Raw genomic sequence first — 15,801 nt, 5'->3', positions numbered from 1 at the left:
CCGCTACGACCGCCCGGATGGGCACATCAAACCGCCCGAACGAACTCAGATCTGGATAAAACTTGGGGGCAAGGTCACGGGTACTCAACCTCGCAGCCAACGGCTCCATTTGACACGCGGTTGATCAAACTTAGCACTGAGCCGGCCGGCGTTCTATGGTCGCCGCCAGTGACGATGGTATGCTTGGCGGAACGCTCACTTGAGACCATCGAGCCGAGCTTGGACTCGTGGAACGGACGTTAGAGCCGTGGCGAAAGCTTGCGCCCTGGTCGCTAATTCGGCATCAGGACCGACGACTATGAACCAGCGCTGGCGTTGCACGTAGGAACGCTATCCCGCTGTGCGGGCACGGAGACATTTGTCCGCAGAGTGATGAGGTTTCCGGCATCCGCCTTGTTGGAGAGCCAATCACCACAACGGCGCTACACAAATTCGCTGCTACGGTCCGTAAGCGGATGCGAATCGAAGGCGGGATATCGCCGCGATCGTCTTCGCGCCTAGCCCAGCGGGTTGAGGTGGACGACCGGGAGGCCCGAATCATGGGTCCAAAGAGCAACTTGCTCAGAACGCTCGCCGCCATTTCGGGCGTAGAATCGGCTTACAGGCGGGGTGCGCAGTTCTGTTCCGGACTGGCGGAAGGGGTGTCCGCCGATCTGGTGTCCAGCGACGTTTGGTGATGTACAATTTATCCCCATTTCTCAGGCACTTCATGAATTCGGTCGGTCAGCATCGTCTTGCCAAATGCTGCACGATCCCACATAAAATGTGGGGTTAAATGTGGGGTCTTAGCTCTTGCGAGCTAGGCGGGAACGATAGGCATGCGAACTCGAAAGAAGCATCCGGAAAAGGCGCTGACTGCGTTGAAGATCAGGTCACTGAAGAAGCCAGGCCGCTACGCGGACGGGAATGGCCTCTATCTGAAGGTAACTGAGTCCGGAGCTAAGCGATGGGAGCTGCGCACCGTTGTGCGTGGTAAGCGCTGTGACATCGGTCTGGGAGGTTTGAAGCTCGTCTCGCTGGCCGAGGCCCGCGAGCAAGCTGAGAAATACAGGAAAATCGCCCGCGACGATGGCGACCCCATCGCCGAAAAGCGCCGGGCCAAGCGAGTGGTGCCGACCTTCACTGAGGCGGCAGAATCCGTCCACAAGGATCATACAAAAGCTTGGAAAAATGCCAAGCACAGCGACCAATGGATCAATACACTCTCGACCTACGCCTTTCCGGTGTTCGGCGACCGCAAGGTCGACCAGGTTCAGACGCCGGACATTTTGAAGGCGTTGACACCCGTCTGGCTGGCCAAGCCGGAGACCGCGCGCCGCGTGCGCCAGCGCATCAAGACCGTGCTCGACTGGGCCAAGGCCGCCGGATTCCGGTCGGGGGACAATCCGGTCGACGACATCAACCGGGCATTGCCCCGGCAGCCCGACCGCAAAGGTCATTTTGCGGCGCTGCCGTACGCAGACGTGCCGGCGTTCATCCGGAAGCTGCACGATCCCGAGCCGACGATTGCCAGCCTAGCCTTCGAGTTCTTGATCCTGACCGCAGCGCGCACCGGTGAGGTGCTCGAAGCGAAGTGGAGCGAGATCGACGTCGACCGGACGGCCTGGACCATTCCGGCGAACCGAATGAAGGCGGGCCGGGACCACCGGGTGCCGTTAGCAACCCGCTGCGTCGAGATCCTGGAGCGGGCCAAGGTCCTCGCTGCTGGCAGCGACTTCGTTTTCCCTGGCAGGTCGAACGACAAGCCGATGTCGAATATGGTCCTGCTGATGATGGTGCGCCGGCTGAAGGTAGACTGCACGGTGCATGGTTTCCGATCGGCTTTCAGGGACTGGGCATCGGAGCGCACCAACTTCGCGCGTGACATTTGTGAGGCCGCCCTCGCTCATATTGTGAAGGACAAGACCGAGGCGGCATACCGACGAGGTGACTTGTTGGAAAAGCGGCGCGAGCTGATGACGACTTGGGCCGCATTTGCAACCGCCGCAGGCGCCGAAATCATTCCGTTGCGCCACTTGAGCTCATGAGCGAGGTCGATCCGGAGTTCCTGTTGATCTCCGAAGCGGTCGCACGCCTCGAGCGCGGCATGTATGGTGGTGACCTTAAGCGCCCGAAACCTGTTGAGATCGCAAAGAAATACTATCGCCGAGCATCAATTGGATTCGGCGTTCAAAAGCAAACGGCCGCTGCGGCGGTCAATGCAGCGATTACGTCCGGCGTTCTCTCTGTAAATGTATTCGTCCCTCTAGGTACGAATGAAGGGCATCGGCCGCTTCAGGTCCCGCTCGATGTTTTGGGCCAGTTGCTTAGGATACGCGGCAGTCTCCCGGATGAAGCGATCCGGCCCCCGGTTGGTCTTCTCCGCAACAGTGTTGTCGCGCCCGAGTTGTTTGCTGGGCTGTCCAATTCGCCGATGTACCTGAAAAAAAGTGAATTCGACGCCTGGTACGATAAGCAAAAAAGCCGGGGACGATGGCCGTCTCAGCGTGGAAGTAAAAAGTCCCGCATCGGGAGACCATCGAAGCAGAGGGACGGACTGCGTACGTCTATTATTGCGCGCATTGAGGAGGGGAGCTGGTCCGCCACGATGACCGTCGCCACGTTAGCGGATTTGCTCGTTTCAAAGGGTGTACCAACAAAGCGCAACACGCTGAAGCGTGCAGTCGATCAGCTGTACAACGAAACCGGCGATCCTCGGTACCGCATTGTCCAGCGACGCCGGACGCTTGCCACACCCACCAAGCACAACAAAACTGGTGCAAAACCATCTGAATAGAGGTGTTTCGTATAGCTCATAAGCACTTGTAATTACAGCGAGAATTTTTTGTTTTCCCCATTTTCAGCAATGGGTCCTCTGCCTGGGGCTTGAATGAGCGATCCGCTGACCTTCATCTCCAAGAGGGTTCAGCAATGTCTGACATTAAGCAATCCCGTCCAGCCGAGATCTGGTCCAATCGCGTCGGCTACGTGCGGTTGGCCGATATCCTGGCTCCTGTGGGGCCGATCCCCGTAGGAAGAAGCACTTGGTGGAAGGGAGTCCAGGAAGGACGCTATCCAAAGCCAGTTAAGCTTGGGCCGCGCATCACTGCTTGGCGTGTCGCCGACATCCAGAATCTGATCGAGCGGGGCGCCGACTAACATGACACAGCTCGCAAAGGAGGCGATCACCGCCCAAGTGACGATCTCTCTGCTAGAGAGCTCCCGTCCAGCTGAGTGCTCCCGAAGCGCAGGGGAGAGGCTGACATGAGCTGGTTAGTCACAGCCAGGGTCCAGAAGACGCGGATTGGCGGGTCTAGCGCCAAGGCCGTTCTCCTCGCGTTGGCAAACTTCGCAGATGATACGGGCGGAAGCTGCTTTCCGAGTCAACGCGTTGTCGCAGAGATAACGGAGCTTTCGCCGGATACCGTCCAACGCCAGATCCGGTTCCTGGTGGCCAACGGATTCATTCAAGCCGAGAAGGAGCGCCGCAAAGGCCATTGGGCTTCCTTGTCCTACCGAATCAACTTGGAAGCCTTAGCCAACCCGACCGCACCGTGCGGCACGGTCAACCAAGCCGCAAATTGCGGCAAGCTGAAAGAGGAGGATGCCGCATCATCCGAGGCGGCCGGGCCGCGTCGCGCGGCGCAGCCAAGCCGCACAATGCGGCAGAATCCTTCCAAAGATCCTTTCATTGAACCTGCAGAGGAGACGCTCGCGAAGGCGACGCCGATACCAAAGGATTTCAGACCGACCGAAGAATCCCTGGCCTTCGCAATCAGCCAGCTAGGATCCGGCGATGCCGCCGAGCGATCTCTGGAGCGGTTCCGAGCTCACCATCGTCAGGTTGCGGGCAAGCAAGCGCTTAGCCGCGACTGGAGCTCCCGCTTTCGGCTTTGGGTTGACGAGGATGCCAATCGGCTAGCCGCTCGATCGCAACCTCAACGTCTAGGTCGGTCCAACGTAGAGGAAGATCAGAGCCAAATTAGCGAAAAGGCTTGGGACGATGTGTTGGCAGTCTTTCTAAGTACCGGACATTGGACGAAACACGTGGGCACTTTCGGCGGCGAGCCCGGATCGAATTCCTGCCGTATACCCCCTCGCCTGATGATGAAGTACGGATTTATAGCTGCTGAAGGACCAAACCACGGATGTCGCCTTAGAGGGCGTTTGCAGCACCGTCTCGCCCCATGTGAAGGGACCAACGTTCGGATCGACAGACCCGGAACGGCACACGTGGCCCGTGGGACACAAAGCGATTCCCATGTCACACTGTGACATGTCACAACGGTTGACTGTGTCAGGAGCAAGATGGGCTACTGTAGTTGCTCATCTCGTCTGCACACTGCTCTAGATCGTCAGCTCCTCAGCTGTGCCAGGGCGATGTCCATCGGCCTTCAGATTTCGTGGGCCGAATGACAGACCAGCAGACCGGACTATGCTCGAAGCGCGACGCATTAAGTCAGGTTTGCTTCGCGTATGCTTGGAGCATTCCGGACGGATGCTAGTGCGTCCATCGGAGCGGCCCTCAGACCTTCTCCGCTGGAAGCTTTGAAACGTAAGCATCCGGCGTAGGCCGCCAGCAGTCCAGCAGTCAGCGTCATGCCGCTTGTGCGGAGCGCAATCGTCAAACAAGCTCGCGAGCAAGCCGGCAGTTTGCTACCCCATGATCACCGTCGGCTTGTTCGGTAAGCTTGACCGAAAGGTTGGCTGTGCGGACAATTCATGCTCTAGTGCGAAAAAATGGCCAAAAAAATGGAAAGAAAAATCGCTCCAACCAAAGCCATCCTGAAAAGTGATTCCGAAATCGTATACATTAGGGTCGATGGATCAAATATCTTTGCAGATCCACCTAATAGCTTCCCAGCGTATTGGATCTCTTCCGGGCTGAGATAGCCCACGGTATAGATTTCGTGGACCTCCGTCCTTAAGAAAAGCGCGCTGAGCTGACGTATAATAAACGCGTGAACAGAACGGGGACGGATCTCATTATATCGACCTCCGTCCAGGTAGATGTCTCTATATCCGAGGAGCATCGCCGTTAGATCAACCGCTTGCTCGGAGCCATGCAATGGGTGGCTTGTGCTGTCCAATACAAGGTGCGCGAGCTCGTGCGCAATGGCCATCGTGACCACTGCGCAACTGCTCTGTTGAAGAAACGACCGCCTAAGATAGATGGTGGCAGTAGTCTGCCGGAACTCGGGCGTTCCAAACGAAGGCATCGGCACTGGCCGTGACACCCATGCAGGCGCTTTCGATGGCCCACCCGAGCTAACAAGCCCGACGCGGACGCGCAATTCAAGCTTCATGCTGTTGCGCACGAACTTGACCATTTCGATATAGTCTTGGTCGCGGTGCTGTCGCTTCAGTTGATCGAGCGCGATCGGCATCTGCATGGGAAAGCTGCGCGTGAGCTGATCCAAATGAGCTCGAATCATTTCCCTTCTGATCGGCCGGTTCTTCATCCTTCGCTTGCGGGACTAGTCGCACATTGATGATCCTCAGCGCTCTGCCGAGATCGGAGGCTCCCAAGAAGGCCGACGATCGTCAGGCAAAGGAGCCACCCAGGTCCGGCGGCGAACCCGAAGATGACGGCCGCCCCCAAGGAACGGCCATCGATCAGAGCTCCACAGACGTTTAGGGCCATTACGATCGAAGCTATGGTCCATAAGCTTCGCCACGGAACGCTGCCTTTGGATATCGCGTAGAAAATCTTCATTGTTGCTTGCGGTCTGGACGGCGGCTAAATAGTAGCACTATTGTCCGTGGTTTGATAGTCCCCGCAGCAGTTTCTTGCGCCGATGAGGGCGCAGGCGCTGGTTGCCAGAAACATCAGACGGTTACGTGTTCGGCTCGGGCTCTCGCAGGAGGCGCTGGCCGTCGACGCTGCGATCGATCGGACTTACGTCAGTCGTCTTGAGCGAGGGTTAGAAAACCCATCGGTGCTGATTCTCGAGAAGCTAGCGGGAGCACTTCAGGTCTCAATACCCGAACTGTTCGTCCCTCCAGTCAAGGGAGAGGCGGCGCCGCAGCCGTTGAAGGGGGGCAGGCGGCCTCGAATGCGATGAGGGGCTCTCGCAAGTGGACGGCGAATCGCCAGAAATAGGGAGCGGGTTCGGCGGCCGATCGCCTTTCGGCGTCTCTGGCGACGCTCTTTGGGTGGAGGACCCGAAAGTGGCAGTTGATGGAGCTGCTTTTGCGAAACGTCCTCACCCACGTCTTCGAAGCTAGTGATTCCGACCGAAATCCATGCAGCGGAAGGTCCAAACTGTAGCTTTCTGAGCATCGGTTGGGCTAGCCTGCCTCGAACGCACGAGAAGTCTCCTGCAATCAAAGGCTAGACCGAAGTGGTTGCGGCAATGGTCAAATTTTCAGTTGAGTGACGTTCGCGGTCAGGTTTAATCATTCGAATCATTCTAGGTTGTGTTGATGTCTAACGAAAGCGAGATGGATACCCTTGTCCGAAGTTTGCGAGACTGGGTCTGGCAAGGGAGGTGGAGCGCATGAAGCTTGAAGAGCTTGCTGCCGGGCAGAGCCTCTCGGGAATCGAACCCGCAGATGTCGTATCAGTGGTCGCCCTGGTTCCGCTCGCGGAAGACTCGGTACAGCTTATTTACCGCACACCTGACGGCGCGATGAAGGAACGCCTGCTGGGCCGCGTCGACGAATCCGCAATCGGTATTGCCATCGCCGAGCGCCCGTTTTCCTTTGACGGCGATGGCGGTGCATTTCAGCTCGCATGCGAGGCCAAGCGGATCGACCTCGCCTTCCTTTTTGATCCGATGATGGCGGTGCACAGCTCGAACGTCGAGCCGTTGCCGCACCAGATCACCGCCGTTTACGAGTCGCTACTGCCAAGGCAGCCACTCCGGTTCGTCCTCGCCGATGATCCGGGCGCAGGCAAGACCATCATGGCGGGTCTTTATATCCGCGAGCTGATCATGCGCGCAGACTCGCACCGCATCCTGATCGTCGCGCCAGGTAGCCTAGTCGAGCAGTGGCGCGACGAGCTGTTCGAAAAATTCGGGCTGGAGTTTCACGTCTTTTCCACGCTGCTGGAACAGACCTCGCCGAGCGGTAATCCATTCGATGACTTTCCGCGCCTGATCGTCCGCCTGGACCAGATTTCCCGCAACGAGGAACTGCAGGACAAGCTCTGCGCGCCGGGCTGGGACTTGGCCGTGTTCGATGAAGCTCACAAGCTGTCCGCGCACTATTTTGGGTCCAAGCTCGAGAAGACCGCGCGCTTTCGCTTCGCCGAGAAGCTGGGCACCCATGTCCGCCATCTGCTGCTGATGACGGCCACGCCCCACAACGGCAAGGAAGCAGATTTTCAGCTTTTCATGTCGTTGTTGGATTCGGATCGGTTCTACGGAAAGTTCCGCGACGGGGTACACAAGGTCGATCCTTCCGACCTCATGCGTCGCATGGTCAAGGAAGAACTCCTGAAGTTCGACGGGACGCCGCTGTTTCCTGAGCGTAAAGCGTACACCGTCAATTACGAACTCTCACAGATTGAAGCAGCGCTGTACGATGCCGTCACGAATTACGTCCAGACAGAAATGGGTAAGGCCGACCAGCTCGAAGGCGCGCGCAAGGGCTCGGTTGGCTTTGCGCTGACTGCCCTGCAACGGCGTCTCGCCTCTAGTCCCGAGGCGATCTTCCAGTCGCTCAAGCGCCGTCGTGAGCGGCTAGAGAACCGGCTGCAAGAACTAAAGCTGGGCATCAGAGGTCGCCAGCCTATCGCGGAAACGCTTCCCGATGTTCCCGAAGACGATGACGATCTGAGCGCCGAAGAACAAGAATCACTTGAAGAAGATTTGATTGATGAAGCGACCGCGGCTAAGACCGTCACCGAGCTTGAGGCCGAGATAATCATCCTGAAGGGCCTTGAGAAGCAGGCCAAATCCGTGGTCGGATCGGGGCAGGATCGCAAGTGGGATGAGCTGTCCAGGATTTTGCAGAATAATCCCGAAATGCACGATGCTTCGGGGCGGCAGCGCAAGATCATCATCTTTTCGGAACATCGCGATACGCTGAACTATCTTCACGCGAAGATTGCCGGCGTCCTTGGCAATCCTGATGCCATCGTCACCATTCACGGCGGCACGCATCGTGACGAGCGCCGCCGCTTGCAGGCGCTATTCCGATCAGATCCCGATGTCCGCGTGCTGGTGGCGACCGACGCCGCCGGTGAAGGCGTGAACCTTCAGAACGCGAACCTCATGGTCAATTACGACCTGCCGTGGAATCCGAACCGGCTGGAGCAGCGTTTCGGCCGCATCCACCGCATCGGGCAAACCGAAGTCTGCCATCTGTGGAATCTGGTGGCCAAGGAAACCCGCGAAGGCGCTGTGTATCACCGTCTTCTAGAAAAACTCCGAGTGGAGAGCGACGCGCTCAAGGGCCGCGTGTTCGACATTCTCGGCGAAGTTTTCGAGGGCACCAGCCTTAAAGACCTACTGATCGACGCCATTCGTTATGGTGACCGGCCCGACGTGCGCGCTCGCCTGACGCAGAAAATCGACCAGGTGCTTGACCGCGATCATCTGAAATCCTTGCTCGACCGCAATGCGCTGGCACAGGAAACGATGAGCCCCGAACGGCTGTTCGCCGTGAAGGAGGAAATGGAAAAGGCCGAAGCAAGGCGCCTTCAGCCCTTCTTCGTCCGCGCCTTCTTCACGAAGGCGCTCGACGCCCTTGGCGGCACAGCGCACCCACGGGAGGCCGGGCGTTATGAAATCACCCACATACCGGCGGCGATCCGCGAGCGCGACCGCCGCCTGACCGGACGGAATCGCCGCGAGCATGAGCCAGTGCTACGGCGTTACAGCCGAATCTGTTTTGAGCGGAAGGCTATCCAACCGCTCGATAAGCCGGGGCTTGAACGCGCGGTTCTCATGCACCCCGGCCATCCTCTCATGCTCGCCATGTCGGACATAATTCTGGAACAACACGCTAACCTCCTGCGGCAGGGTGCAGTTCTGGTCGATCCGGCGGATGAAGGGCTCGCCCCAGCGCTGCTGTTTCTTCTCACCCACGAAATCAAATCCGGCGACGGTACCGTGCTGTCGAGGCGGTTGCAATTTGTCCGCGTCGGGCCGGACGGCAAGGCCGAATTCGCCGGATGGGCTCCGCATCTTGATCTTGAGCCGCTGGCCGAGAGCGCGCGCAGCTTGCTCAAGGATACGCTCAAGGCGCCGTGGCTTGCCTCGGGTCAGGAACAGCGCGCCTTGTCGCTGGCTGCGACGACGCTGGTGCCGGAGCATTATGGAGAAGTGGCGCAGCGGCGTATCGCCCATGTAGAAAAGACGCTTAGCGCCGTCCATGAGCGCCTGAGCAAGGAAATTGCCTTCTGGCAGGACCGCTGGCTTAAGCTCAAGGAGGATGGCGAGGCCGGCAAGGATGTCCGCCTCAATCTTCAAAATGTCGAGCGCACGCTTGCCGACCTGCAAAGCCGCCTTGAGAACCGCAAGAAAGAGCTGCAAGCCATGCGCCATGTCGTCAATGGCACCCCGGTTGTGCTGGGCACGGCGCTGATCGTTCCGGCCGGACTCATGAACAAGCTCCGCGGCGATGAGCCGGTCGATCCAGCCGCTACGACCTTCGCCGCCGATCCGGCGGCGCGCTCGCGCATCGAGCAGCTTGCCATGAAGGCCGTGCAGAAAGCCGAGGAGGCGCGCGGCTGCCGCGTCGTCGATGTGTCGGCCGCCAAGTGCGGGTGGGACTTGAGTTCATATCCGCCGTTGATTGATGGCAAGCAGCCAGATCCGCGCCATATCGAAGTCAAGGGCCGCGTGAAGGGGGCCAGCACTGTCACCGTCACCCGGAACGAAATGCTCTACGCTTTCAATCAAGGCGATAAGTTCGTCCTTGCCATCGCCCTCATTGGCGATGACGGCGCGATCGATGGCCCACATTACATTTGCAACCCCTTTGACCGCGAACCTGGCTGGGGTATTGCTTCCATCAATTTCAGCTTGGGCGATCTGCTCGCCAAGGCAGAGGGGCAATGATGGTAGCTATCAAAGCTCCTAAGAAACTGATCGAAGTCGCGCTGCCGCTGGACGCGATCAATGCCGCCTGCGCTCACGAAAAGCAACCTGGCATTGGCGCACATCCTCGCGGTCTGCATCTATGGTGGGCACGGCGCCCGCTGGCGGCAGCACGCGCTGTGATCTTTGCGCAGATGGTCAACGACCCTTCCTGGAAGTGGGAGCTTGAGCATCCGGGCGAAGTTCCGCCCAACAATATCAAAGCAAGCTGGGCCGCGAGCCGTAACCGGCTGTTCGCCATTATCAAAGACCTAGTGAAGTGGGAGAACACCACCAACGAAGCCGTACTCGAAAAAGCTCGCGCCGAAATCCGGAAATCTTGGCGCGAAACCTGCGACCTCAACAAGGATCATCAGCAGGCGGCGGAATGGTTCAATCCGGACAAGCTACCGGCCTTTCACGATCCCTTTGCCGGCGGAGGCGGGCTGCCGCTTGAGGCGCAGCGCCTGGGGCTGGAAGCCTATGCGTCTGACCTCAATCCGGTTGCGGTTCTTATCAACAAGGCGATGATCGAGATTCCGCCGAAGTTTGCAGATCGTCCGCCGGTGAACGCGCCAGCACTCGGCAAGCCAGATCTAGTTGGACATCAATGGAAGGGCGCTAAGGGCCTTGCTGACGACGTGCGCTACTACGGCCAATGGATACAGGAACAAGCAAAGAAGCGCATTGGCTACCTTTATCCCCCGATCGAGATCACGGCGGATATGGCCAAGGAACGGCCTGATCTGAAACCTCTCGTCGGCCAAAAGCTCAATGTCCTTACATGGATTTGGGTAAGGACCGTCAAAAGCCCCAATCCAGCATTTCGCCACGTCGATGTACCGCTAGCCTCGACATTTATCCTGGCAAGCAAAGCCGGGAAAGAAGCCTACGTCCAGCCTGTCATCAAAGGTGGCGGTTACGACTTCACCGTAAAGGTTGGGAAAGCTCCGCCCGGTGCGAAAGAAGGAACTACTGCTGGTAAGCGTGCCGCTTTTCGCTGCCTGCTGTCCGGCGTGCCCGTTGACTACAATCACATCCGATCTGAGGGGAAAGCCGGTCGGATGGGTACACGATTGATGGCGATTATAGCGGAGGGTGCGAGGGGCCGGGTGTATCTTTCTCCATCACCAGCCCATGAGGCTGTGGCTCTCGAAGCATGCCCAGAATGGAAGCCGGAGATTGCACTTCCAGACAATCCTCGCGATTTCAAGACACCCAATTATGGCCTGACTACCTTTGCCGATCTCTTTACACCTCGCCAACTCGTGGCGTTGACTACGTTGGGCGATCTCGTAGTGGAGGCAAATAGTAGAATTACCCGGGATGCTATCGTTGCGGGAATGGACGAGGGCATTGCTCTCAACGCCGGCGGTTCGGGTGCTCGCGCCTACAGTGAAGCAGTGGGAGTGTATCTGGCCTTTGCAATAGACAGATTAGCAGATTACGGAAGTTCAATTGCGACCTGGAAGCCTTCTGGCGAACAGGTCATGCAGACATACAAGCGGCAGGCTTTGCCGATGACTTGGGACTTCCCAGAGTCCAATCTTCTGGGGACTAAGGCGATATGCTGGGGGAACGCCGTCAAGTACACCTACGAAAACCTGCTCTCCGCCGCGGGTGCTATGAGCAGAGCCAGTGCGCATGCAGTACAAGATGATGCGCAGAACCAATCGCTAAGTGCTGGTAAGGTTGTATCAACTGATCCACCCTATTACGACAACATTGGCTATGCCGAGCTGTCTGACTTCTTCTATGTCTGGTTAAGGCGTACCCTTAAGCCGGTTTTTCCCGAACTATTCGCCACCCTTTCTGTGCCGAAAGCGGAAGAACTTGTAGCGACACCATACCGCCATGGCGATAAGGCTAAGGCCGAGGCATTCTTTCTCGATGGTATGACGAAGGCGATGCGGGGGCTCTGCAAACAGGCGCATCCTTCGTCTCCCGTGACCATCTACTACGCCTTCAAGCAAGCCGAAACTGAAACCGCCGAAGGAACTTCGAGTACAGGCTGGGAGACGTTTTTGGATGCCGTAATCCGCTCGGGATTTGCTCTCACTGGCACTTGGCCAATGCGAACGGAGCTTGAAAACCGCATGATCGGCGCAGGAAACAACGTCCTTGCGTCCAGCATTGTTCTTGTATGTCGTCCACGCCCGGCGACGGCCGAGACAATCTCGCGACGCGCCTTTCTGCGCGAACTGAATCAAATACTACCTGAAGCGCTTGATGAAATGACGCGTGGCTCCGGCGATGACCGCTCGCCAGTGGCGCCGGTGGATTTGTCGCAGGCGATCATCGGTCCCGGCATGGCAATTTTTTCCAAATACGCCGCCGTGCTCGAAGCGGACGGCACACCGATGACCGTGCAAACGGCTTTGCGCCTTATCAATCGCTTCCTGGCCGAGGACGACTTTGATCACGATACGCAATTCTGCCTGCACTGGTTTGAGCAGTTCGGGTGGAAAGAGGGTAAGTTCGGCGATGCCGACGTTCTGGCACGCGGGAAAGGCACCAGTGTTGATGGCGTGAAGCGGTCGGGCGTGCTGTTCGCCTCCGGCGGCATCGTGCGCCTGTTTAGGTGGAGCGAATACGATTCCGAGTGGAATCCGGCCGACACTGACCGGCTGCCGGTGTGGGAGGCTCTGCACCGCCTGATTCAGGTGTTCAGGATGGAAGGGGAAAGCGGCGCGGGCAAGATGCTGGCGTCGGTCGCGGACAAGGCTGAAGCAACACGGCAGCTCGCCTATCGTCTTTATACCTTGTGCGAGCGCGCAGGCTGGGCCGAGGATGCTCGCGGCTACAATGAAATCGTAACGAGCTGGAGCGCCATTGAATCCGCGGCCGCAGCGGTCCCGAAGGCGAGCCAGGCTGAGTTGTTCGGCTGAGGGGCTGATATGAAACCTTGGAGGGAAGTTGCTGTTCCCCATCAAGACGTTCTTGAAGGGACTTTCCAGCAATCGGAGTTCGCCGCCGACATCACGGCTGTCAGTACCGGCAAGGCCAGCCGCGAGTATCAGGATGCGGTCGCCTTCTTTGACCGGACATTCATTACCGAAGGCATGGCGCTTCTGCTGACGCAGGTGGCGCAACGGCTTGTCGGCAAGGCCAGCGAGCCGGTTATCCAACTTCAGACCGCGTTTGGTGGTGGCAAGACGCACACCATGCTTGCCGTCTATCATCTTGCCACGCGCAAATGCGCATTATCAGAACTTGCCGGCATCCCGGCGCTTGTCGACAAAGCTGGGCTGATGGAGGTGCCGCAGGCGCGCGTCGCCGTGCTTGATGGCACTGCGCATGCGCCGGGTCAGGCGTGGAAGCGCGGCAGCCAGTCCATCAAGACGATCTGGGGCGAACTCGCCTGGCAGCTTGGCGGCGCTGAAGCCTATGCGCTTCTGGCCGATGCGGACTCCACCGGAACCTCGCCCGGTAAGGATGTGCTGCGTTCGCTTCTTGAGAAATGTGCGCCTTGCGTCGTGCTTATCGACGAGCTTGTGGCCTATGTCCGGCAATTCCCGGAATCGCAGGCGATCAGCGGCGGCAGCTACGATAGCAATCTTTCTTTCGTGCAGGCCCTCACCGAGGCCGTGAAGCTGGTCCCGCGCGCCATCGTGCTTGCGTCGCTGCCGGAATCCGATCTTGAAGCCGGGAGCCAACGTGGCGTTGCCGCTTTGCGCGCTCTTGAGAAGACCTTTGGGCGTGTGCAGGCGCTTTGGAAGCCGGTCGCCACGGAGGAAGCGTTCGAGATTGTGCGCCGCCGCCTATTCGAACCGGTGCGAGATGAAAGGGCCCGCGAAATCGTCTGCCGCGCCTTTGCCGACCTCTATGTCGGCGAAGGCGTGAAGCTTCCCGCCGATACGCAGGAACGGCGCTATTACGAGCGGCTGTTGAGAGCCTATCCTATCCATCCTGAAGTGTTCGACCGGCTGTATGAGGACTGGACGACTGTCGACGGATTTCAGCGCACACGCGGCGTCCTTAAGCTCATGGCCAAGGTTATCTATCGCCTGTGGAAGGACGACAACAAAGACCTTCTCATCACGCCCGGAAGCCTGCCGCTTCATGACGGCAGCAGCCGCAACGAACTCACATACTACCTCCCCGCCGGCTGGGATGCCGTGATCGAGCGCGACATTGACGGTGAGCGCTCGGAAACTACCGCGCTTGAGAGCCGAGAACCGCGCTTCGGTCAGGTTGGCGCGGCGCGGCGTATCGCGCGAACAATATTTCTTGGCAGTGCACCATCGTCCGTTGTGTCCAAGACCGTCGCACGCGGGCTTGACCGCGCCCACATTATCCTTGGCTGTTTGCAGCCGGGACAGACTTCATCCGTCTTCGCTGACGCGCTTAGCCGGCTTGCCGACCAACTTCATTACCTCAACGCTTCGGGCGACAAGAGCCAGGACGCAACGCGCTTTTGGTTCGACACCCGTGCCAATCTTCGCCGCGAAATGGAAGACCGCAAAAGGAGGTTCGACGACAAGACCGAAGTGCGCGGTCGGATTGCCGAGGCCGTAAAAAAGGCCGTCGGCAGCGTATCGTTTTTTGACGGCGTCCACACTTTCACACCGCATGCCGACGTGCCAGACGACAGCGCCTTGCGTCTGGTCGTCCTACCGCCCGAGGCTTGGTACTCCAAGGAGGAAACCCGGCTCGCCTTCGACACCGTTCTCGGCTTCATCACCAAGAATGGACCGAAGCCGCGCTATCGAGCCAATCGCTTGATCTTCCTTGCCCCGGATCACGCCACGCTATCGCGCTTAGCCGACGTGGCCCGCGTGGTGCTCGCATGGGCATCCATAGTCGACGACGTGAAGGAGGGCCGTCTTAACATTGACCTTTTACAAAAGAATCAGGCCGAAAAAGAACTCAAGAGCGCAGAGGACGTTCTGCCCCGCGCTGTACGCGAATGCTACAAATGGCTTCTCTGCCCGGTGCAACATGCGCCGACAGACCCCAAGCCTGAGATCGAGGCGTTCGCCCTCAATACGACCGGCGCGGCCGGCACTGAGATTGAGCGAGTCTGTACGGACAATGAACTAGTTATCACCGCGTGGTCGCCCATCCATCTGCGAACCAAGCTCAAGGAACTTTATTGGAAAAGCGAGCAGATCGCCAAGGCCAGTGTGTTCTTAGAAGACACGCTGCGTTACCTATACATGCCGCGCCTGAAATCGAAGGAGGTTTTGGCGCAGGCGATCCACGCCGGCGCGAAGACTAAGGACTTCTTCGGCACAGCCTACGGCCAGACCGATGGCAAGTTCGATGGATTCGCTTTGGGCAACGGCCACGTTGTCTTTGATGACACGCTGCTTCTGATCGAACCTGAAGCGGCGCGTGCCTATGCCGAAGCGATCCGCCCGACACCGCCTCCCGGCGTTTCCGGTCCCGGCCAAGCCGTAACGAGTCCTGCCGCAACGCCGGAGTATCCGCTTCCCGGCAGTTCACCCATGGGAGGAGCGTCCGAGCCGGGAGGAAAGCCACTCGTGCCACCCCCAGCGAAGGTGAAGTCGTTTTTCGGTGCAGCCGACGTTCCGGCGGCCACAGCTAAGATGCGGCTGGTACAGCTTGCTGACGAGATCGTGTCTGTGCTCGCGTCGGATCCTAGTGCGCACATTCGGCTCACCGTGGAGATTTCAGCCGACTTTCCTGATGGGGCGAGTGACGCCGTCAAGCGAGCAATTTCCGAAAATGCGCGCAGCCTTGGCTTGAAAGCAGCAGACTGGGAATAAACGACAACAGGGCGCCTGTTTCTCGACGCTAGGGAGAATATATTGGGGGGTCGTTAATT

Annotated in this window: 9 protein-coding genes; 8 read left to right on the top strand and 1 reads right to left on the bottom strand. The window is 58.6% G+C overall.

Annotated features, from left to right (window positions below; genetic code table 11):
* Window positions 1-818 precede the first annotated feature (818 nt).
* The 4 genes from ACQR13_RS21660 to ACQR13_RS21645 all read left to right on the top strand — a co-directional run bounded on the left by ACQR13_RS21660 (window position 819) and on the right by ACQR13_RS21645 (window position 4,254).
* Entirely contained in the window at window positions 819-2,027 is a 1,209-nt protein-coding gene (locus tag ACQR13_RS21660) for a tyrosine-type recombinase/integrase (RefSeq protein ID WP_434863229.1), read from the top strand.
* A complete protein-coding gene (locus ACQR13_RS21655) occupies window positions 2,024-2,776 on the top strand; it encodes a hypothetical protein (RefSeq protein WP_434863228.1) in 753 nt (250 codons plus the stop codon). The genes ACQR13_RS21660 and ACQR13_RS21655 overlap by 4 nt, the downstream gene beginning before the upstream one ends.
* Window positions 2,777-2,910: 134 nt before the next feature.
* A complete protein-coding gene (locus ACQR13_RS21650; protein WP_434863227.1) occupies window positions 2,911-3,138 on the top strand; it encodes a helix-turn-helix transcriptional regulator in 228 nt (75 codons plus the stop codon).
* A gap of 105 nt (window positions 3,139-3,243) precedes the next feature.
* Complete coding sequence (locus ACQR13_RS21645; RefSeq protein ID WP_434863226.1) at window positions 3,244-4,254, top strand: helix-turn-helix domain-containing protein; 1,011 nt, start codon at window positions 3,244-3,246, stop codon at window positions 4,252-4,254.
* A gap of 452 nt (window positions 4,255-4,706) precedes the next feature.
* On the opposite strand, the gene ACQR13_RS21640 is transcribed toward ACQR13_RS21645, so the two are convergent.
* Window positions 4,707-5,372: a hypothetical protein gene (locus ACQR13_RS21640; protein ID WP_434863225.1), complete on the bottom strand. Its 666-nt coding sequence runs from the start codon at window positions 5,370-5,372 to the stop codon at window positions 4,707-4,709.
* A 405-nt stretch (window positions 5,373-5,777) separates the two neighbouring features.
* Between ACQR13_RS21640 and ACQR13_RS21635 the strand changes: the two genes are divergently transcribed.
* From ACQR13_RS21635 to ACQR13_RS21620, 4 genes are all read left to right on the top strand, one after another.
* Window positions 5,778-6,044 (top strand): helix-turn-helix domain-containing protein, encoded by a 267-nt coding sequence (locus ACQR13_RS21635; RefSeq protein ID WP_434863224.1) that lies wholly within the window; start codon window positions 5,778-5,780, stop codon window positions 6,042-6,044.
* A gap of 435 nt (window positions 6,045-6,479) precedes the next feature.
* The gene (locus tag ACQR13_RS21630) at window positions 6,480-9,992 is read left to right on the top strand and encodes a helicase-related protein (RefSeq protein WP_434863223.1); all 3,513 of its coding nucleotides are present in this window, start codon (window positions 6,480-6,482) and stop codon (window positions 9,990-9,992) included.
* A complete protein-coding gene (locus tag ACQR13_RS21625; protein WP_434863222.1) occupies window positions 9,989-12,898 on the top strand; it encodes a DUF1156 domain-containing protein in 2,910 nt (969 codons plus the stop codon). The genes ACQR13_RS21630 and ACQR13_RS21625 overlap by 4 nt, the downstream gene beginning before the upstream one ends.
* Window positions 12,899-12,907: 9 nt before the next feature.
* Window positions 12,908-15,742 carry an ATP-binding protein gene (locus ACQR13_RS21620; RefSeq protein WP_434863221.1) on the top strand — a complete coding sequence of 945 codons (2,835 nt, stop codon included), beginning with the start codon at window positions 12,908-12,910 and terminating at the stop codon, window positions 15,740-15,742.
* Window positions 15,743-15,801 lie beyond the last annotated feature (59 nt).

The sequence above is a fragment of the Bradyrhizobium sp. HKCCYLRH3059 genome (assembly GCF_051168035.1).
Lineage (GTDB): Bacteria > Pseudomonadota > Alphaproteobacteria > Rhizobiales > Xanthobacteraceae > Bradyrhizobium.
The sequence above is the reverse complement of the archived record's forward strand: the minus strand, read 5'-3'. Positions and strand labels throughout refer to the sequence as shown.

What these genes read in the sequence shown, in the direction of transcription:
- ACQR13_RS21625 (WP_434863222.1), top strand. Translation starts at nt 9,989, where the DNA reads ATGATGGTAGCTATCAAAGCTCCTAAGAAACTGATCGAAGTCGCGCTG.
- ACQR13_RS21645 (WP_434863226.1), top strand. Translation starts at nt 3,244, where the DNA reads ATGAGCTGGTTAGTCACAGCCAGGGTCCAGAAGACGCGGATTGGCGGG.
- ACQR13_RS21655 (WP_434863228.1), top strand. Translation starts at nt 2,024, where the DNA reads ATGAGCGAGGTCGATCCGGAGTTCCTGTTGATCTCCGAAGCGGTCGCA.
- ACQR13_RS21630 (WP_434863223.1), top strand. Translation starts at nt 6,480, where the DNA reads ATGAAGCTTGAAGAGCTTGCTGCCGGGCAGAGCCTCTCGGGAATCGAA.
- ACQR13_RS21620 (WP_434863221.1), top strand. Translation starts at nt 12,908, where the DNA reads ATGAAACCTTGGAGGGAAGTTGCTGTTCCCCATCAAGACGTTCTTGAA.
- ACQR13_RS21640 (WP_434863225.1), bottom strand. Translation starts at nt 5,372, where the DNA reads ATGCAGATGCCGATCGCGCTCGATCAACTGAAGCGACAGCACCGCGAC.
- ACQR13_RS21650 (WP_434863227.1), top strand. Translation starts at nt 2,911, where the DNA reads ATGTCTGACATTAAGCAATCCCGTCCAGCCGAGATCTGGTCCAATCGC.
- ACQR13_RS21635 (WP_434863224.1), top strand. Translation starts at nt 5,778, where the DNA reads ATGAGGGCGCAGGCGCTGGTTGCCAGAAACATCAGACGGTTACGTGTT.
- ACQR13_RS21660 (WP_434863229.1), top strand. Translation starts at nt 819, where the DNA reads ATGCGAACTCGAAAGAAGCATCCGGAAAAGGCGCTGACTGCGTTGAAG.